The sequence below is a fragment of the Pseudoalteromonas sp. APAL1 genome, from assembly GCF_021532475.1.
Classification (GTDB): domain Bacteria; phylum Pseudomonadota; class Gammaproteobacteria; order Enterobacterales; family Alteromonadaceae; genus Pseudoalteromonas; species Pseudoalteromonas lipolytica_C.
The window spans coordinates 92275-111054 of the sequence record NZ_JAKGAW010000006.1 but is presented as its reverse complement, the minus strand read 5'-3'; the positions used below and the strand labels follow the sequence as shown (position 1 = coordinate 111054).

At 40.4% G+C, this 18780-nt stretch carries 18 protein-coding genes; 13 read left to right on the top strand and 5 right to left on the bottom strand.

All coding sequences use genetic code 11. The features are described 5' to 3' along the window. Positions 1 to 82: 82 nt before the first annotated feature. From L1264_RS04945 to L1264_RS04905, 9 genes are all read left to right on the top strand, one after another. Positions 83 to 1129 (top strand): NAD(P)-dependent alcohol dehydrogenase, encoded by a 1047-nt coding sequence (locus tag L1264_RS04945; protein ID WP_199526404.1) that lies wholly within the window; start codon positions 83 to 85, stop codon positions 1127 to 1129. A gap of 207 nt (positions 1130 to 1336) precedes the next feature. Next, positions 1337 to 1708, top strand: a complete 372-nt coding sequence (locus tag L1264_RS04940) for a hypothetical protein (protein WP_199526405.1) — start codon at positions 1337 to 1339, stop codon at positions 1706 to 1708. Between the two features lie 73 nt (positions 1709 to 1781). After that, the gene (gene secD / locus L1264_RS04935) at positions 1782 to 3593 is read left to right on the top strand and encodes a protein translocase subunit SecD (protein ID WP_199526406.1); all 1812 of its coding nucleotides are present in this window, start codon (positions 1782 to 1784) and stop codon (positions 3591 to 3593) included. Beyond that, the gene (secF, locus tag L1264_RS04930; protein WP_199526407.1) at positions 3590 to 4510 is read left to right on the top strand and encodes a protein translocase subunit SecF; all 921 of its coding nucleotides are present in this window, start codon (positions 3590 to 3592) and stop codon (positions 4508 to 4510) included. The genes secD and secF overlap by 4 nt, the downstream gene beginning before the upstream one ends. Positions 4511 to 4586: 76 nt before the next feature. After that, positions 4587 to 5063 (top strand): GreA/GreB family elongation factor, encoded by a 477-nt coding sequence (locus tag L1264_RS04925; RefSeq protein WP_199526408.1) that lies wholly within the window; start codon positions 4587 to 4589, stop codon positions 5061 to 5063. Between the two features lie 241 nt (positions 5064 to 5304). Beyond that, entirely contained in the window at positions 5305 to 6699 is a 1395-nt protein-coding gene (locus L1264_RS04920; protein ID WP_199526409.1) for a RimK family protein, read from the top strand. After that, a complete protein-coding gene (locus tag L1264_RS04915) occupies positions 6699 to 7802 on the top strand; it encodes a GNAT family N-acetyltransferase/peptidase C39 family protein (protein WP_199526410.1) in 1104 nt (367 codons plus the stop codon). Before L1264_RS04920 ends, L1264_RS04915 begins: the two co-directional genes overlap by 1 nt. A gap of 30 nt (positions 7803 to 7832) precedes the next feature. Then, entirely contained in the window at positions 7833 to 8327 is a 495-nt protein-coding gene (locus tag L1264_RS04910; RefSeq protein ID WP_235403686.1) for an MgtC/SapB family protein, read from the top strand. Between the two features lie 26 nt (positions 8328 to 8353). Beyond that, positions 8354 to 8797, top strand: a complete 444-nt coding sequence (locus tag L1264_RS04905; RefSeq protein WP_199526411.1) for a GNAT family N-acetyltransferase — start codon at positions 8354 to 8356, stop codon at positions 8795 to 8797. Here the strand turns inward: L1264_RS04905 and L1264_RS04900 are convergent. The 3 genes from L1264_RS04900 to L1264_RS04890 form a co-directional block, all read right to left on the bottom strand. Further along, positions 8774 to 9673, bottom strand: coding sequence for a S41 family peptidase (locus tag L1264_RS04900; protein WP_199526412.1), 900 nt, complete (start codon positions 9671 to 9673; stop codon positions 8774 to 8776). The two genes, L1264_RS04905 and L1264_RS04900, sit on opposite strands and share 24 nt — an antisense overlap. 20 nt (positions 9674 to 9693) lie before the next feature. After that, positions 9694 to 10893, bottom strand: a complete 1200-nt coding sequence (locus L1264_RS04895; protein WP_199526413.1) for a GAF domain-containing sensor histidine kinase — start codon at positions 10891 to 10893, stop codon at positions 9694 to 9696. Positions 10894 to 11012: 119 nt separating this feature from the next. Beyond that, complete coding sequence (locus L1264_RS04890) at positions 11013 to 12059, bottom strand: GlxA family transcriptional regulator (RefSeq protein WP_199526414.1); 1047 nt, start codon at positions 12057 to 12059, stop codon at positions 11013 to 11015. Positions 12060 to 12150: 91 nt separating this feature from the next. Between L1264_RS04890 and L1264_RS04885 the strand changes: the two genes are divergently transcribed. Continuing rightward, a complete protein-coding gene (locus tag L1264_RS04885; protein WP_199526415.1) occupies positions 12151 to 14049 on the top strand; it encodes a beta-ketoacyl synthase in 1899 nt (632 codons plus the stop codon). Positions 14050 to 14151: 102 nt separating this feature from the next. Continuing rightward, on the top strand, positions 14152 to 15228 hold the full coding sequence (locus L1264_RS04880) for an energy transducer TonB (protein WP_199526416.1): 1077 nt from the start codon (positions 14152 to 14154) through the stop codon (positions 15226 to 15228). A gap of 4 nt (positions 15229 to 15232) precedes the next feature. Here L1264_RS04880 and L1264_RS04875 read toward each other — a convergent pair whose 3' ends face one another. Next, positions 15233 to 15649 (bottom strand): MgtC/SapB family protein, encoded by a 417-nt coding sequence (locus tag L1264_RS04875; protein WP_199526417.1) that lies wholly within the window; start codon positions 15647 to 15649, stop codon positions 15233 to 15235. Positions 15650 to 15876: 227 nt separating this feature from the next. Between L1264_RS04875 and L1264_RS04870 the strand changes: the two genes are divergently transcribed. Together L1264_RS04870 and L1264_RS04865 are read left to right on the top strand one after the other, a co-directional pair. Beyond that, positions 15877 to 17367: a BCCT family transporter gene (locus L1264_RS04870; RefSeq protein WP_235403684.1), complete on the top strand. Its 1491-nt coding sequence runs from the start codon at positions 15877 to 15879 to the stop codon at positions 17365 to 17367. 228 nt (positions 17368 to 17595) lie between these two features. Further along, positions 17596 to 17904, top strand: coding sequence for a hypothetical protein (locus L1264_RS04865; RefSeq protein WP_199526418.1), 309 nt, complete (start codon positions 17596 to 17598; stop codon positions 17902 to 17904). Between the two features lie 10 nt (positions 17905 to 17914). Here L1264_RS04865 and fghA read toward each other — a convergent pair whose 3' ends face one another. Next, positions 17915 to 18751, bottom strand: a complete 837-nt coding sequence (fghA, locus tag L1264_RS04860) for an S-formylglutathione hydrolase (protein WP_138557592.1) — start codon at positions 18749 to 18751, stop codon at positions 17915 to 17917. Positions 18752 to 18780 lie beyond the last annotated feature (29 nt).

Below are 18780 nucleotides of genomic sequence, written 5' to 3'. Positions count from 1 at the left end.
TATACTGAGTGCAGTATACACCAGCGCATTAGCAAATTTGTTAATTGCATGAGTTAAACACGAAGAAAATTAAGGAGTAAGCATGAAAACCGTCGGTTATGCAGCACATGATTCTGAAAAACCATTAGAGCCGTATCATTTTGAACGCCGTGCACTTCGTGATGAAGATGTATCAATTGAAATTCTTTATTGTGGCGTGTGCCATTCAGACTTGCACACAGCAGAAAACGATTGGGGCTGGACTCAGTACCCAGTCGTGCCAGGCCATGAAATTGTTGGTCGTGTTCTTGAAGTAGGCAGCGGCGTTACTAAATACAAAGTGGGCGATAATGTTGCTGTAGGTTGTATGGTTGATAGCTGTTTAAGCTGTGACCAATGTCATCACGGTGAAGAGCAGTTTTGTCGTGAAGGTATGGTAGGGACTTACTCAGGACAAGATCGCATTAGCGGTGAACTCACTCAAGGTGGCTATTCAAAACACATTGTGGTGCGTGAAGAATTTGTATTGAGCGTGCCTGAAGGCTTAGACCTTGCTAAATGTGCACCAATTTTATGTGCGGGTATCACAACGTATTCGCCATTACGTACCTGGAATGTCGGCCCAGGCAGCCGTGTTGGTGTGATTGGTTTAGGTGGTTTAGGCCACATGGCGATTAAAATCGCAGCTGCAATGGGCGCACATGTTACGGCAATTAGCCGTAGTGATAAGAAAAAACAGCAGGTTTTATCTTATGGCGCAAAAGATCTATTAGTATCAAGCGATGAAGCTGCCATGCAAGCGCATGCTAATCAATTTGATGTGATCATTAATACCATTCCGGTAAAACACGACTTTACGCCGTATATCCCGCTTTTAGATATTGATGGTACGCAAGTATTGGTTGGTCAAGTAGGTGAGCTTGCTGAGTCTAACTCTGTGCCGTTATTAATGGGGCGTCGCCGTGTTGCAGGCTCATTGATTGGCGGTATTGCGCAAACTCAAGAAATCCTCGACTTCTGTGCACTACATAATATTCTGCCAGAAGTTGAAATGATCAAAATGGAGCAAATTAATGACGCATTCGATAAATTAAAGCAAGGTGATATGGCCTCACGCTTTGTTATCGACATGTCATCATTAGAGGTTTAACCCATTTAATAAAGTTAAACTAACTAAGCGGGTCTAGTTAGGCTCGCTTTATTTTAGTTACTTTTATTTAAGTAATACCTTGTGTTTTATTTTTTTACCCTCATTATAGCCCTGTTATCCGCTTAATTTATTGGTCAGTTCTTGTTACGGTTTTTCTCAGTCATTATCTTGCTATTTACTGTGTTCTTTAGTGCACAGAGCATGGCTATGCCTGACAATCACTCACACTTTGCTGCGACTAAATTGTTCCAAGTCGAGCTGACTAAAACCCCAGTTATTTCCCAAACTCATACAGTCGAACATCCTAAGCCGGTAGAACCATCGGGGTTTGATACCCTAGTGCCGCGTTTAACTGCCAGTAATTCATCATTGTTTCTTTATCATAGTCAGGTTGACCCTGATTACGAGCTATTAATTGAATTCTTTGCTGAAGATTGGGGGAAAGAGCACTTTTTAGCGCCGCCAGGGGCTGTGCGTGAGATCCCATGGTTTGCCTTAGCAACCCAACGTAAATCCCGTATTAGTGGCTGGAAAGACGCTAATCTTTTGTACAAAGCCAATACGACCTACCATAACTAAACGACTTCCTTCGTTACTTTTATATTTTTGGAATTAATTTTTACCGGCTGACAATGCCGGAAGGAAGTCATGTATGTCACATAAATCAAAGCCGGCGCTATGGCGTCGTCTAAAAATGAGTTATGTCGCTATGATAGCGGCGTGTATTTTACTAGCGGTAAGCGCATTACCTAATCTTTATCCTAATAAGTCTTGGTTGCACATTAGCTTGCCTGATCAAACTGTGACGCTGCAAAGTGTGACAACGTCACTAAACCAACATGGTTTTGAAGTGACTGAAGCAAATGATAGCCAAGCACAACTGGCTATTTTATTAAGCGAGCCAACCCAAAGTGCCAATGCGCTGAGTTTTATCAAAACACAATACCCACAGTTAGACGCTAAAATTGTTGAGCATGCGACAAGCCCACAGTGGCTTCAGCAGCTGGGTCTTTCACCAATTAAATTGGGACTCGACCTAAATGGTGGGGTGTTATTTGTGCTTGATGTTGACTTAGATAAGGCAATGCAAGAGCACTTAAGCAGTGTATATCAACAAACTAAATTGGCGCTTCGTAAAGATAAAATTCGTGGTATTCGGGCAAGTGAAGTAAAAGGAGGGGTTGAGCTACAAATTTTACCAAGCTCCGAGGAGCAACTCGCAGGGCTCGTCTCAACGTTACAAGGTCAATTCAAAGGCCTGATGCAAACTAAATCAACCACTAATAACCTAACCACGGTATTACTGCATTTTAATGAGCAAAGCCAAAGCGAATTCAATAAACAAGTTATGGCGCAAAGCTTAACAACCCTGCGTGGTCGTATTGAAGAGCTTGGCATCACAGAAGCGGTAACGCAACGACAAGGTAAGCAACGCATTCGCATCGAGTTACCCGGTGTGCAAGACCCATCTGAAGCTAAGCGTATTATTGGTGCAACAGCGACCCTTGATTTTTACCAGGTCGTCGAAGTAGGTGGTAAAGCGTTTAATGTGCAAGGCGGTGGCGTTGTTAATTTAAATCCTATAGCGATTTTTTCAGGTGATCACATCAATAATGCCAGTGTTGGTAAAGATGAGTGGGGCAAGCCTTTAGTTCAGCTCAGTTTAGACTCGCAAGGTGGTGATGCGATGTCTGCTTTTTCGAAGCACAACATAGGAAAACCAATGGCCACGGTGTATTCTGAATACTCGCGGGGTGAAAATGGCGAAGTTGTGAAAAAAAGCGAAGTGATCAATGTGGCAAACATTGGCCAGCACTTAAGCTCTCGTTTTAGCATTACCAATATGAAAAGCCCACAAGCTGCTTACGATTTAGCGCTTCTATTACGGGCAGGGTCGCTCACAGCACCAGTGACCATTGTACAAGAGCAAACCATAGGCCCAAGCTTAGGCAGTGAAAACATTGAGCATGGCTTAGCTGCGTTAATGCTGGGTATCGGTATTACCCTTGCATTTATGGCGCTTTGGTATCGTCGCTTAGGGCTGATTGCCAATATTGCTTTGCTACTAAATTTAACTGCTTTAGTTGGTTTAATGTCGTTATTGCCGGGTGTTGTACTGACCTTACCGGGCATTGCAGGTCTTGTTCTGACGATAGGTATGGCTGTTGATACGAATGTGATTATCTTTGAACGAATAAAAGAAGAAAAACGCAAAGGCAGGCCTACATATCAAGCGATTGAGCAAGGTTATAACCAAGCATTTACGACCATTTTTGATGCCAATGTAACAACCATGATCACGGCGATTATTTTATATGCCATAGGTTATGGGCCTGTGAAAGGCTTTGCCATCACGTTAGCGCTCGGCCTATTAACTAGCGTATTTACTGGCGTTTACATTTCAAAAGCGCTTAGCCAAACACTCTACATTAAACTAACCAATTTAACGGGGGCAAAAGCATGAGTTGGTCAACATTAACTGCACCGAGTAAAGCGCGCGTTTTAGGATTACTGCTAAGTTGTATTTTAGTCATCGCGAGCTTGGGTGTTTTATCTGTTAAGGGGCTTAACTTTGGCCTTGATTTTACAGGTGGCTACATTACTGAAATTAATACAACGTCAGTCACCACAATTACTGATTTAAAAGCAAAGTTAAGCTCTGAGGTTGCGAGCAAATTAACCATCACTAAAGCGGGTGAATATCACTATGTTTTAAGAGAAGCGCCAGAGGCTAGCAAAGCCAGTACTTGGCAATCAGAGCTGAATGAGCAAGGCGTAGACTATAGCGTATTATCTAGCTCATTTTTAGGCTCACAAGTGGGTGATGAGCTTTTTGAACAGGGCTGTTTAGCTTTATTTGCAGCGCTGATTGCCATTATGGTTTATCTTGCCGTGCGCTTTGAATGGCGACTCGCAGTAGGTTCAGTGGTTGCACTGTTACATGATTTAATCTTAGTGCTTGGTTTGTTTTCCTTGCTAGGGCTTGAGTTTAATTTAACCGTGCTGGCGAGTTTACTGGCTATTATTGGTTATTCATTAAATGACTCAATTATTGTTGGCGACAGAGTCAGAGAGCTTTTACGTATTAAGCCAGATAATCAACGGATTAATACCCATGTTGTGATTAATGATGCAATTGGTTCTACGTTAACGCGTACATTGATCACCTCAGGCACAACACTTGCGACCATTGCCTGTATTTGGCTGCTTGCAGGGGCTGCATTAACGGGTTTTGCTATCGCGTTATTTGTGGGCATAGTGGTGGGGACATTCTCATCGATTTGTATCGCCGCGACCTTGCCGCAGCTATTGGGGTTAAGTTCAGAAAATTACACCCAAACACTGGATGATAAAACCAAAGCCTATATGGAGATGCCGTAAGTCAGTTTTATAACTTACTTTCATCAGCCGCTATTTTTCCATAGAATAGCGGCTTTTCTGTTTTAACTGCTTTGATATGAATAAAACACACGTAATTGAACATTTACGCTTTGCGCTAGAGGCACAACTGCATAACGCCAAAGAAGCGGCAAAAGCGGCCCATGATGCTGCAACTCACGAAGAAAGTGTAGCTGAAACTCAATACGATACCTTGGGTTTAGAAGCCGCTTATTTAGCGCAAGGGCAAGCTGAGCGAGTCAATGAGTGCTATCGTGACATTCAAGCATTTAATACAGTGTTTAAAGAAAGCGAATTTAATAAGGTTCGCGAAGGTGCATTAGTGTGTCTTATCGATGAGCACGATAACTCAAAGTGGTTTTTTATAGGCCCAAGTGCAGGTGGCTTAATGGTCACCGTAAAACAGCAGCCCATTTATGTTGTAACCCGAGAAGCGCCGTTAGGTAAACAACTGATTGGTAAGCAAGTCGATGATGAAGTAACACTGACAATTGCAGGTAATAAGCAGTTTTACAGCATTGCAGAAATAAGCTGACCAAGAAAATTTATTAATCAATAAATTTCATCTTAAGGTAAAAAATAACTCGTTGGTCACAAAGCTAAAAACCCTCTATAAATCACATCAAGCTTAAGGCTTATACCAATACGCGCAATTACCAATTCTCGGGTATTGGTATTTTAAGCACCCATCTAGTTAAGTGAAGTTTAGCCTCATGCGTTCACTTAATTGGTTGGGTGTTTTCATTTTTTTCATAAGACTTAATTTAGGAAAAGTCGTGTTTAAAACCTTGATTGTGGTTGATAACAATGAGCAACGTATTGCTCAAAATTTCGAAAATGTCATTACCTTTGACACCTACTTACGTGATTACCCAAAACATAATGAGCCAAAAACGCGCATTTTAAACTTGTGTGATACTGGGCAGTATTTAAGTAAAGGTTATTATTGTTCTTTGCTTGCTGAAGCAAGAAAGCATCAGGTATTACCAAGTGTAAAAACAATTAATGCGCTACGTAGCGATGAGCACAGCACGCGTCATAAAGCGCTTGCTGGTGGCACTGTATTTTTTGGTCACACAGATCAAGAACAGCAAAGCAAAGCAACTAAAGTATTATTCTCGCAATATCCTGCGCCTATTTTGGTGTGTGATGAGCAAGGTGTTGTAAAGCAAGGCACAATTGCATCATTAGATGACGCTGGCTTTACAGAGTTTGTAAAACAACTCAGTAGCTTTACTGAGTCTGTATGGCGAATTCACGATAAAAAACGTCGTTACCGTTGGGATATGGCTATATTGGTTGATCACCAAGAAAAAGTGCCGCCAAGTGATAAAGATGCCATTACTAAATTTATTAAAGCAGCCGCTAAACATGGTATTTATGCTCAAGCACTGACATTTGATGAAATTACCAACATTGCACAATTTGATGCGTTATTTATTCGTCAAACAACGGCTATCGACCATCCAACTTATCGCTTAGCGAGTAAAGCGCAAAGCTTAGGCTTAGTGGTCATTGATGATGCAGAGTCAATATTGCGTTGTTGTAATAAAGTGTATTTGCACGATGCCTTTAATTATCAAAAAGTGCCGAGTTTAAAAACTCATGTTGTGGCTGATACAAACGAAGAGACAATCGAAAGTTTAGAAGCAAACTTTAGCTACCCACTGGTATTAAAAATGCCAGAAGGCTCTTTCTCTAAAGGTGTATTTAAAGTTGCTAATCGTGATGAGTTAGTAGCTAAGTTAACTGAGCTGTTTGAGTTCAGTGCACTTGTGCTAGCGCAAGAGTATATGTACACCGAATATGATTGGCGTGTCGGGGTGTTAAATGGCCGTGCAATTTATGCATGTCGTTATCTAATGGCGCGTAATCACTGGCAAATTTACAACCATGATGCAAAACGTTTCTTCTCTGGTGGCTTTGAAACCTTGCCAACATTTGAACTACCTAAAGTGGTTCTTGATGCAGCATTAAAAGCCTGCAAAACGGTGGGTAAAGGTTTGTATGGCGTTGATGTTAAAGAGCATCAAGGTAAAGCATACGTGTTAGAAGTGAATGACAACCCGAGTATCGACCATAAAGTCGAAGATGCTTATTTAGGTGATGAGCTTTATATGATCATTATGGATGAGTTTAAACAACGCCTAGAAGCACGAGGCCGCGGTTAATGAACGCATCTGTTTGCCAAATCCGTTTTGCTCAGGCAACGGATTTGGCGGCCCTTGTAGCGATTGAAGAACAAAGCTTTAGTCAAGATAGGTTAAGTAGCCGTAGCTTAAAACGCTGGATCAGCGCAACGCATGGTTTACTGATGGTGGCAGAGGTAGATAACCAACTGGTTGGCTATGGTTTAGTGTGGTGTCACAAAGGGACGCGCCTCGCTCGGTTATATTCACTGGCTGTTTTGCAATCTCAGCAAGGCAAAGGCATTGCCTCAAAGATACTGCTTGCGCTTGAAAACGAAACGGCTAAACGTGGCCGTTTATACATGCGTTTAGAAGTTGCGGTAAACAACCATTCAGCAATTCGCTTATATGAAAAACTGGGTTATCAGGTGTTTGGTCATTACAGTGATTATTATGATGACCACAGTGATGCACATCGAATGCAAAAAAACATTCGTCGTAATATCGAATTTAATGCCGATAAACACACGCCTTGGTATCAGCAAACAACCGAGTTTACCTGTGGTCCTGCGGCACTATTAATGGCAATGTCATCCTTGAATGATAGCGCAATGAGCCAACTGAAAGAGTTGGATATATGGCGTGAAGCGACGACTATTTTCATGACATCAGGGCATGGCGGTTGCCATCCTCTAGGGTTAGCACTTTCGGCAATGAAGCGAGGTTTTAAAGCTGATGTTGTTTTAAATACCCGCGATACTTTGTTTATTGACGGGGTAAGAAGCGAAAAGAAAAAAGCCATTTTGCATACGGTACATAATCAATTTGTGGCCGAAGCAATAGCTGCCAAGTTGCCAGTACGCTATCAAGAGTTAACCTTGGCAGCTATTGAGACTTGGCTTGCTGAGGGTAAAGCTGTGGTGTTATTGATCAGCACCTATCGATTCGATGGAAAAAAATCACCGCATTGGGTGTGTGTAACCCATATTGATGAGCACTGCTTGTATGTTCATGATCCATTCTGTGAAAACGAAAAGCAATTGGCGATTGACTGTCAGCACGTGCCAATAGCCAAAGCCGATTTTAGCAAAATGGCGAGTTTTGGTTCATCACGACTCAGCACTGCGATGGCCTTTTATTTATAATTTTGATTGTTAGTTTGATTTGGAAGTACAGTGACACTGAGTAGTTTATTTGATATTGCCCCTTATTCTTGGTCAGCAATTGGTAGCGCCGCTTTTTGCGGCGCAATTATTGGTATGGAGCGTCAATTACGCGGCAAACCTGTTGGCATACGTACCTCAGCACTCATTGTGTTGGGTACCTATTTATTTCTGGCTACTGCATTTATGTTACATGGCGATGTGATAGACCATTCACGTGTAGTGGGGCAAATTATCACCGGTATTGGCTTTTTAGGTGCCGGAGTAATGCTTGCAAAAGATGGCGCGGTTGTAGGAGTAACGTCCGCAGCAACTATCTGGGTGCTAGCCTCTATTGGTGTTGTGATTGCCACCAACAACTTACTAGCTGCAATAAAACTATCTGTGCTAGTAGTAGGTATTTTGTATGGCGTTGATGTACTCGAAGCTAAATTTAAAAGTTTAGGTCGCGGTGTACATGTGCGTGTAAAACGCTATTCAAAGTTGTATTATCGAAAAGAAAAGTGAAACAAGAAATTAGAGTGGAATAATCCATGGAACCTTGCTACACAATAAAGCCTGCTAATCTACAAGATTTACTGCTCGTGGATAGTCAAATCCCTGAGTTTGATGGTAGAAATACGCTCGGTAAATTACAAGCAAGGATAGCAGATGTTGAGTATTTAATTTTAGTAGCCTTTATCGATAATGAGCCTGTGGCCTACAAACTCGGTTATGCATTAGATTCAAATACTTTCTATAGCTGGCTTGGCGCAGTAGCGCCAAAGTGCAGAGGGCAGGGCATTGCACAGGCATTATTAAACGCACAAGAAACATGGGTTCAAGAGCACAATTACCGAGCTATTAAAGTTAAGTCGATGAACCGTTTTCCTGCAATGCTGAGTATGCTGATTAAAAATAGTTATGCAATAGTGGGTTATGAAGACAGAGGCTGCCCACAAGCTAGCAAAATTTTATTCTCCAAAATCTTTGATTAGCCTAATAAATTCTAGACTACTCATACTCGGTGTGATGCCATTTTTAAACGTTTGACCATGAATATTGGCCATCTCGCCTGTTGTTAAAACAAGAATACTTCCGTCACTGAGCTCAAACGGAGTATTGACGGTAGCTAAGCCACACGTTTTCTCGCCAACGAGTGTTACATTTTCAAGCGATGATAGGCCAATTGCCAATGCTTCTGCAGAACTTGCGACACTAGAATCAATCAAAACATAAATCCCAATAGGCTGATGTTTTAAATGATAGGTATCTGGTTGGAAATTGATTTTTTGTAGCGAGCTTTCATGGGCTATTCCATCTTTAAAACCAAATCTAGTAATGCTTCCAGATGACAAATGGAATTCACCTAATGTCTGTGTAGCGTCGAAAAAAGGGGAAAGTGCTTGTAACATAGGCCACATATTGCCGCCGCTATTTTTTCTTAAATCAATAATCCAGTATCGAGAGTTCTCGTTGTCTTGAGATCTTATCTTATTGATTGAATTACTAACATATTGAGATTTTTCTTCCGTGGTTGTTATACCAATACTGGAAACCTTTAGATAAGAAAATTTACCTTTTTGAAAATTCAGCTTAATTTTACTGTTATTAACACAGCGTTTTTTTGCACTAAAGAAAGTTGTATTTAAACCTTTAACTTTTAGGTAAGAGTGTGGCTCATTAAGTGATTTTATGAGTGATTTTAGGTTTAAGTTACCATATTCGAGATAAGCTGCTTTATTAGCATAATCAGTTTTATGGATAAAATGTAGGTCAATTAACTGTTTTACTTCTTGATAATTTGGTTCTGCAAATAAAGTTAAACTGCAAAAAGAAATATGGGCTAAAAGGCACCATTTGAAAATAGTCATTTTCTGCAATTTACTACTCACTATTTTGGCAGGCTTAATAAAAAGTGTACTCCCTCGTTGCTATCTATTACTGAGATATTACCTTGTAGTTGCTGCGTTACAATTTTTTTAGCAATACTAAGACCTAACCCCATTCCTGTATGGTTGTTTTTTCCTTTATAGAAAGGTGTAAAAATAGCGTTGATCTGATCATCTTCGATTCCGATGCCATTGTCAGTGTAATGAATTTTCAATATACCATTGTAATCTTGCATATCAATTTTGATTCGTGGTTTTTCAACGCCTAAAAATGCGTGCTCCATAGAGTTTTGTAGCAAAATGAACAGCACTTGTTTTAGTAAATCTATTTCAATTTCACATTCTGACTTGGAAGGCGAGTAACTAACCTCAAGCTTGGCATTCGTATCTTTAAGTGGTTGTGTTAAATGGTTAGTTAATGTATCAGCTAACTGTTTGAGGCTAAAGGGAGACTTTGATGATTGAGCTTTTGTGTATAGCAAGTCTTGTAAAATACGTATTTTATGGGCACAGGTGGTGAGGTTCCGTGTTAATAACTCATTAGTATTAGCCATTGTTTCAAGAGCCTTATATAGAGCTTTTTGGCCTAAACTTTTATTTTCAAGACTTTGGTGCGTGTTAGTAATTGATAAATTAGCCACATCAACTGCGGTTATGCAATTACCGAGTGGGGTGTTGAGTTCATGGGCAATCCCTCTTATTAGAGTAGCCAACTCCTCGAACTGTAGTTGTTCAAATGCTTGTTTTTGCTGATGAAGTAATTTTAGTTGGGCTTCAAAACTATGCTTGATGGTTTCAAGTAATTTAATAACAGGTTCACTGTAACTATGCGGTTTATTATCTAAAATACATATCGTACCAAAAGGGGTCGCATCGCCGGCTGATATAGGTAACCCCAAGTAAGAAATCATATTTAACTTTATATCAGGGTTATCTTTCCAATTTTCATCAATCAGTGCGTTAGATATTGATAATAGCTTTTGCGTTTTTATGACATGCTCGCAATATAGGCCAGAGCCATCTAAGCTTTCACAATCACCGATGTTATAGGGATTTTCGAGATGATCATTTTTTGAAAAAACACTGATAACGTTGTCTTCAACTTTCATAATTAAAGCAACGGGCACTTTTGCAAACATCGCTAAAACCTCAAGGGTTTTATTCCAACTTTGTACTAATTCATTATAATCAGGTTGATACATTATTTCCGACTCAGAGAAAAAATTACTGCTATCTGAAAGCTTAGTTACAAATTTAATTTCGGCAAATTAATGCTTGACTTAAATGATATTTTCAAAAATTTCTGAGTTTATCTTACTCGTTATCCGAATAACTTACGTCGCACAACTGTTCTGTATTCACTAGGAGTTTGTGATAGTACTTTCTTAAATACCCGTGTTAAATGACCTTGGTCGTTATACCCGACTTCAAGTGCGACTTCTTGAATCGATAAGTTTGAAGAGGCGAGTAATTCTTTTGCTGTTTGCACGCGAAGTTGTTGCCAGTATTCAATGGGGGTTTGGCTGGTGGCTTGACGAAAGCGTCGAGTAAAGGTGCGATAGCTTAGGTTGAATTGTGCTGCAATCTCTTGCAAAGACAACTCTGATGTTGGGTTGTTTTTCAACCAAAATTGTATTTGAGCAATGAGTTCATCAGGATGCTTATCGACAGCTCCCTCAAGATAACGTTGATCTTCATATGGCTTACGGATTTCATGGGAAAAATTACGCTCAACATGTTGTGCAGCTTCTCGGCCGTAATATTGACTAATAATATGCACAATAACATCGGCAAGCGCATTTAAACTTGCAACCGTGTACATGCGCTCAGATTGCGTGATGAAAAAGTCAGGCTTGAGCTGGACTTTAGGGTAGTCACGTTTAAATTGCTCTGCGTAATGCCAGTGAGTGGTAGCAGGGTGACCATCCAGTAATCCTGCTTCTGCAACTAAACAATTACCTGTGCCTACACCAATAATATGACTTCCTTGCTGCCATGAATCCTTTAACCATTGCACTAATTTTTTTTGTTTATTGACGACAGGACGCGGATTACGCCAGATGCCAGGTACAATTATTAAATCACTTGAAGGGGCGGTGACTGTTTCACAGTCAGGTATGATTGCCAGCCCCGTTCTGTTGGGTATAGGCGCCAAGTTACTGGCTACTAAGTTGATATTTAGAGGGCAAAACTGTTGAGACTGATGATGGCTTTTGGCAAACGCTTCGCCAGCTCTCAACATCTCAATTGGTAGCGTGAGGCTGGTAATTAATAAATGGGGATAAACCAAGATACTGATTTCGGTGGCTTTAGTTTGTTGAAGTTTTGTCACTTTAATTGCTCCGACCAGTTGTTTTTGGCATTTCATGCATAATATTTGGCTATTTAAGCATAAAGAAGCGTTGGTAATCCATTTAAACTTAAGCGAATTATCGTAACACGTTTTCTCAAGGTAAATTATGACAGCATTACCCGTTATTGTTGGTATGGGCGGTATTAATGCCGCTGGCCGCACGTCTTTTCATCAAGGTTATCGTCGTATCGTGTTAGACAGCTTGGACGCAAAAGCCCGTCAGGAGACATTTTTAGGCTTAGCGACTTTAATGAATTTAGTTACATTGACAGACGCTGTTTTAAAAGATGCAAATGGTAATACCGTCAATGAAGCAGATATTGAAACACAATTTGGCGAGCAAATTTTAGCTGGCACACTTATTCGTAAAATTGAAAAAAATCACTTCGATGTAGATGCAACGCCATGGCAGCAAAAAATGACGTTAACAGCGTCTGATGAACAACAGATTGTTTTTGAAACGCGCCGCCGTGATTTACCATCTCCAGTGCCAGCAAGTTGGCAGGTCGAAGACCTTAGTGATAAAAAAGTGAAAGTCACTATTAGTGCTGATCTTGCTATCAAACATGACAGTACGCGTGACAACCCAATTAAAGCGGCAGGTCAATTACCGACAGGTTTTGAACCTTCAGCTATGTATAACAGCCGATATCAACCAAGAGGCTTACAAGCAACTATCTTTGCCGCAACCGATGCTATTCGATCAACAGGTCTGCCGTGGCAGCAGGTAATGAACAGTGTTGAGCCTGATCAAATTGGTACATACTCAGCCTCTGTGGCAGGTCAAGTTGATGATGAGGGGTTTGGTGGATTGATACGTGCGCGTCAACAGGGCGATCGCGTAAGCACTAAACAGCTTGCACTTGGCTTAAACACCATGTCGACTGACTTTATCAATGCCTATGTAACAGGTAATGTGGGTACAACTTTTACCACATCAGGCGCGTGCGCCACGTTTTTATATAACCTGCGTGCCGCAGTAAACGATATTCAAGCGGGTCGTACACGAGTTGCTATCGTAGCGTCTGTTGAGTGTGCTATTACGCCAGAGATCGTTGAAGGTTTTGGTAATATGAGCGCACTTGCAAATGAAGAAGGTTTAAAGCGTCTTGATAATACTGATGTGGTTGATCATCGCCGCACAAGTCGTCCATTCGGTGAAAACTGTGGCTTTACTATTGGTGAAGGTGCACAGGTTGCTATCTTAATGGATGATGCACTGGCATTAGAGTTAGGTGCTGATGTGTTAGGCAGCGTTGCTGATGTGTTTGTCAATGCAGATGGTATTAAAAAGTCAATTACAGCGCCGGGTCCTGGTAACTATATTACAATGGCTAAATCTGTTGCATTGGCGAGCAGTATTGTTGGTCAAGAAGCGGTACAAAAAAGAAGCTTTATTTTGGCACATGGCTCGAGCACGCCACAAAATCGCGTAACAGAATCATTAATTTATCATAAAGTAGCACAGACATTTGCGATTGATAATTGGAAGGTTGCAGCACCTAAGGCGTATGTGGGTCATACTATAGCGCCAGCTAGTGGAGATCAGTTAGCTATGGCGTTAGGTGTGTTCAGTCATAATATTATGCCGGGTATCACGACAATCGATAAAGTGGCGGATGACGTTTATAGCGAGCATTTAGATATTCGTACTCAACATTACCAATGCGATGCAATGGACATTGCATTTATTAACTCTAAAGGATTTGGTGGTAATAACGCAACGGCAACAGTACTTTCACCAACAATCACATTAAAAATGCTAGCAAAGCGTCATGGTGATGCGGTTATGGCGCAATATCAAGACCGTCATACTCAAGTTGCACAAGCCCAAGCTGACTACCAAAAACAGGCTGATTTAGGTCATTATGAGCTTATATATCGTTTTGGTGATGGACTAATTGACGAAAATGACATTGAAATTTGTGAAGATTCAATGACAATCCCTGGTTTTGATAAGAAGATTTTGTTAACAAAATCAAACCCATACCAGGATATGTTTTAAGATCAAGACATGTTTAAGCACATTCTTGACAGCAAGGCGCTTTTAAAGCGCCTTTTTTAGTGCTATAAATGTTCCTATATAAGGGAATTGGAGCAATTACTCATGATCAAACTTACTAAATTTGCTGTACTTTGTTCACTAATCGGATTACCAACACATACTTTAGCACGAGACGTTAATGACTTAGGTATTGACGTACAAGCTGCTACATCGGCCTATATCGTCAAAAATCAAAATCCGCGTTTTGCTGGTAGCTACAATGGCTCTCGATTAGAAGGGTGGGCGTTAATGTCGTATGTAGTTGACACACAAGGTAAAGCGAAAGACATTGAAGTGATCATGGCCTCCGATACCCGTGGTAGTGAAGAAAACGCAGAGAAATATTTAACTAATTTAGAGTTTGCACCAGCCACTAAAGAGGGTAAAACAGTTGAAGGTGGGTATCTATTTTCATTTGAAGTAGGGAAATATTTTAACGGTTACTCAAATGATAAAGCGAGCCGTGGTTTTATTAATGAATACGATGAAATTAATAAAATGCTGCAAGCCAAAGAGTTTAAAAAAGCTGAGCAGGCATTGGCTAAGTTATATAAAGATCATACCAAAAACACCTCTGAGCAGGCGTTATTTGCTTGGTTAAAAAGTCAATTTTATTACTACCAACAGCAATGGTTTGGCTTTGATGAGCAATTGTCGATAGCCTATTTATTGCGAGCAAAATTACCAACAGATATTCAGTATTTAGTCGCTAAAAGTGCTCTTCAGTGGTATAGCTTTAAGGGCGATTTTAACCTCGCTTACAATGCTATTTATGCACTTGATAATATCGAAGGTAAAGAATTCTCAGAAGAAAACAAGCTTGCTACAATTAAGCAAATTGATGACTTGTTAGCCCGCACACCGCAAATCAATTCACAAATTAATGTTTCAAAAGATAAGCTGTCTTATTTATCTTTGTCTCGCGGTTCTATCAAGATAGAGGGCGCAAGTGATGTATCTAAATTACAGATCCGTTGTGCTGATCAAGTCATTGATCTTGAAGCCAGAGAGTTTGTTAACTATGTCATTGATGAGCAAAGCAGACGCTGCGGTTTATTAGTTAAATCTGCAAACCCAGCTGAAATTAAAGTTAAACAAACCGGGTATGCCATTGTTAACTCTAAATACGATGCTAGTTAGCTGTTTACTTTAAGCGTTTAACATACCTTAGCGTTACGAAATTAATTAATGCCATTAAAAAGGCAATTTCGTAGCGACTGAATGCCACAGCTATGCCAATAAGTCCCATATTCCAAATACTGGCTGCTGTGGCTGTTCCATAAGTTGAATTTTTGTTCTTCAAAATGGCACCGCCACCGATAAAGCCAATACCTGTGATAATTCCTTCTAGTACTTTTGATTCTGCCTCTGAGCTTGTTAATACAGACATGCCTACTAATGCATAACCACAAGATGCAACGGCTACTAACGGAAAAGTTCGAAGACCAGCGCCATTACTGGTTTTTTCACGGTCAAATGCCATGGGCAAGGCAAGTAAATAGGCAATCCCTAAGTGAATTAAATTATCGAGAATTTCATACCAATCAAAATTAAAGTTCATACTTAGCTCCTTGCGATGTTAATTTTGACTGAGCTGCAATTTCAATACCCGATCAACAAATTTAATAAAATGAGGAAACTAGGGACATGTAGCCGGGTTTTAAAAAGTAAGGCTTGGTATAATTTGCGCTTTTTACGCATTGCTATGTCATTTTTTCAGTCTTTTGGCTGTTTGAATTTCAGCCATGCTAACAGTATGCTAATCACGCTGAATAAATAGGCTTCACTTTGAAACATTCCACCTCACCTCTTGAAAAGACCGCGCTTGCACTGTGTATGTTTGGTGCTCTCATTGCTGTTATATTGCCGGACATTATCACTGAGCAAGTACAACCGTTTGTACAAATGGTTTTAAAGTGGATAGGTAGTAGCTTTTTCTTGATGATCAATTTTTTATTGTTTGCCATCATAATATTAGCCGTAAGTCCATTAGGAAGCCGCAAAGTTGGTGGCGAACATGCTGTTGTCGAGTACTCAAACTTTGGTTGGTTTGCTATGCTGTTTGCTGCTGGAATGGGCTCAGGGTTGGTTTTTTGGGGTGTAGCAGAGCCTGCATTACACTCCCTTGACCCACCACTTAAACAAAGCTTATACCCAGACAGACTAGCAAGTAGCTTGGCTTTAACCTTGGTCAATTGGGGAGCTCATGCTTGGGCTCTTTATGCAGTCTTTGCATTAGTTCTTGGCGGGTTAACACAGTACAGTGGTAAGTCAGGAGATATATGTGCTCCTGTTTTAACGGCACTTGGCAACCGGTTTGATAGGTCTGCAAAATATACAGTCTCGTTTATTGTAAAATTAACTGCGGTGCTCTCGATATTTTTTGGTGTAGTGGGGACCATAGCAAATTCAACTTTACTGATCAGTAAAGGTGTTGAGATCGAGTTGGGTGTTACTTCAACATTATTAGTTGGGTCTTTAATCGTTTGTTTGTTAGCAGTTATTTATTCTCTGTCGGTTAAGTTTGGTTTACGTCGCGGTGTGCAATCACTGAGCATATTTAATGTGCTTTTGGCATTTAGTTTGCTCGTTTGGTTGCTAATAGTGGTGCCGGTTGCGCCTATTATTAAAATTGCATTAGATGGAACCGGCTACTATTTACAGTTACTTGCGACCGGCACTTGGCAATTTGATAGCCAATTAAAAACACCAGATTGGGCCAATCATTGGACATATAACTACTACTTTTGGTGGTTAGCATGGGGACCATTCGTCGGCGTGTTCCTAGCCAAAATTAGTCAGGGGCGTAAGGTTTGGCAATTTATTATGGCGGTTGTGTGCATTCCAACTTTAGTCACAATTATCTGGTTTGCGACTTTTTCAGGCGCAGCGATTGAATGGGATAGACTAAATCAAGCAGGCATTTTAGCTGCAATTAGACAAGATTACAGCCAAGGTTTATTTGTATTTTTTCATCAATTAGGTTGGCAAGGGACCGTGTTTATTTGGTCGAGTTTGTTATTACTATTGGTATTTGTGGCAACCTCAGCTGACTCTGCAATTTTAGTGATAAGAGAGCTTGTTGGAGCTAAAAATAATCGTGTGACCCTCTACGCATGGTGTTTTGCTTTATTTATATGCAGCTTTTCATTATTACTGTTACAAGATGAGCCCTTAAATCGTAGCATTGCAATTTTAGGGGCTTTACCTTTCTTACTAATATTTTTATTACAGCTGGTCGGTTTTTTAAAAGAGTTTATTCGCGATATTTGTGATTAATACCAACCCAAGAACAATTACCTCAAAGTAGATCACTTAATTAAGCGAGTTGGTATCAATACATTTTCTTACAGTAAAATTAAGCGTTTGCTATTATGCTCATAAAATAAGCTTAAGTATATTGGAAGACCCATGCTTAATTGTTGTCAAATAAACCATGTCATAAAAGAATGTGTTGTGGTTAAAGCTAAACCGAAAAAAGACCTACAATGATGGATAGCTTTAACAATGAAGATTAACTTCTCAAAACTTGTTATCTACTCACTAATTTATCAATTAACGGGGTGTACCTTGGCGGGAGCCTTTATTGATGGTTCTGCAAAAAGCTCACCATCAACTAAGCTTGGAAATACAAATGCAAATCATGCTAAGACTACAATAAAAGATCCCGAGGGTTTCTCATTCGCAAAGCTAGGTTTTGAAATTGACAGTGCTGTGATTGGCTTATTAAAACCGAAAGACAAAGAACCGCAACTGGTTTGCAGGCAAATCAGTCAAAGTATCAAAGAGTGTGAGGAAATAAAGCCCTCACACTAGTCATTACACATTACAAATACTTTTGATGAAACATTAGGTGTTCATCAATAAAGCTGCTGATAAAGAAGTAACTATGATCATAACCAGCGTGCATGTTAATTTCAGCTGGGTAATCTTTTTCGTTCACGACAGCAAATAAGTTCTCGGTTTTGAGCTGCTCAGTTAAGAAGTTATCGGCTTCACCTTGATCAATACGCATCGGTAAATAATCGTCAGCAATTGCTTTTTTCATTAATTCACAGCTATCGTATTCGAGCCAATTTGCTTTATCACTGCCAAGGTAATTGCTAAACGCCTTTTCACCCCAAGGGCAATTCATCGGGTTCACAATCGGGCTAAAAGCACTGGCGCTAACGTACTGCTTAGGGTTTTTAAGTGCAATCATTAGCGCGCCATGACCACCCATAGAGTGTCCGGCAATGGCTTTTTTGTTAGTAACAGGGAAGTGCGCCTCAATCAGTGCTGGTAACTCAGCAACAACATAATCGTACATGTTGTAATGCACATTATAAGGTGCTTGGGTTGCATTAACATAAAAGCCTGCACCTTGACCAAAATCGTAGTTTTCGTCGTCAGGAACATTATCACCGCGCGGGCTAGTATCTGGGGCGACGATAGCAATACCTAGTTCAGCCGCTTTTTTAAAAGCTCCCGCTTTTTGCATAAAGTTTTCATCAGTGCAGGTTAAACCTGATAACCAATACATTACAGGTACTTTATTCGTTTCGCTGGCACCAGGCGGTAAAAATATCGCAAAGCGCATGGCACAATGTGTACTATTAGCTTGGTGGGTATATTGTTTATGCCAGCCACCGCTGACTTTTGTTGAGCTTATGTTTTCTAGCATAACCACATCCTTGAAACAAAAGCGCTAGG

What these genes read in the sequence shown, in the direction of transcription:
- L1264_RS04865 (WP_199526418.1), top strand. Translation starts at nt 17,596, where the DNA reads ATGAAGATTAACTTCTCAAAACTTGTTATCTACTCACTAATTTATCAA.
- L1264_RS04875 (WP_199526417.1), bottom strand. Translation starts at nt 15,649, where the DNA reads ATGAACTTTAATTTTGATTGGTATGAAATTCTCGATAATTTAATTCAC.
- L1264_RS04915 (WP_199526410.1), top strand. Translation starts at nt 6,699, where the DNA reads ATGAACGCATCTGTTTGCCAAATCCGTTTTGCTCAGGCAACGGATTTG.
- fghA (WP_138557592.1), bottom strand. Translation starts at nt 18,751, where the DNA reads ATGCTAGAAAACATAAGCTCAACAAAAGTCAGCGGTGGCTGGCATAAA.
- L1264_RS04895 (WP_199526413.1), bottom strand. Translation starts at nt 10,893, where the DNA reads ATGTATCAACCTGATTATAATGAATTAGTACAAAGTTGGAATAAAACC.
- secF (WP_199526407.1), top strand. Translation starts at nt 3,590, where the DNA reads ATGAGTTGGTCAACATTAACTGCACCGAGTAAAGCGCGCGTTTTAGGA.
- L1264_RS04905 (WP_199526411.1), top strand. Translation starts at nt 8,354, where the DNA reads ATGGAACCTTGCTACACAATAAAGCCTGCTAATCTACAAGATTTACTG.
- L1264_RS04885 (WP_199526415.1), top strand. Translation starts at nt 12,151, where the DNA reads ATGACAGCATTACCCGTTATTGTTGGTATGGGCGGTATTAATGCCGCT.
- L1264_RS04890 (WP_199526414.1), bottom strand. Translation starts at nt 12,059, where the DNA reads ATGAAATGCCAAAAACAACTGGTCGGAGCAATTAAAGTGACAAAACTT.
- L1264_RS04940 (WP_199526405.1), top strand. Translation starts at nt 1,337, where the DNA reads ATGCCTGACAATCACTCACACTTTGCTGCGACTAAATTGTTCCAAGTC.
- secD (WP_199526406.1), top strand. Translation starts at nt 1,782, where the DNA reads ATGTCACATAAATCAAAGCCGGCGCTATGGCGTCGTCTAAAAATGAGT.
- L1264_RS04880 (WP_199526416.1), top strand. Translation starts at nt 14,152, where the DNA reads ATGATCAAACTTACTAAATTTGCTGTACTTTGTTCACTAATCGGATTA.
- L1264_RS04945 (WP_199526404.1), top strand. Translation starts at nt 83, where the DNA reads ATGAAAACCGTCGGTTATGCAGCACATGATTCTGAAAAACCATTAGAG.
- L1264_RS04925 (WP_199526408.1), top strand. Translation starts at nt 4,587, where the DNA reads ATGAATAAAACACACGTAATTGAACATTTACGCTTTGCGCTAGAGGCA.
- L1264_RS04900 (WP_199526412.1), bottom strand. Translation starts at nt 9,673, where the DNA reads ATGACTATTTTCAAATGGTGCCTTTTAGCCCATATTTCTTTTTGCAGT.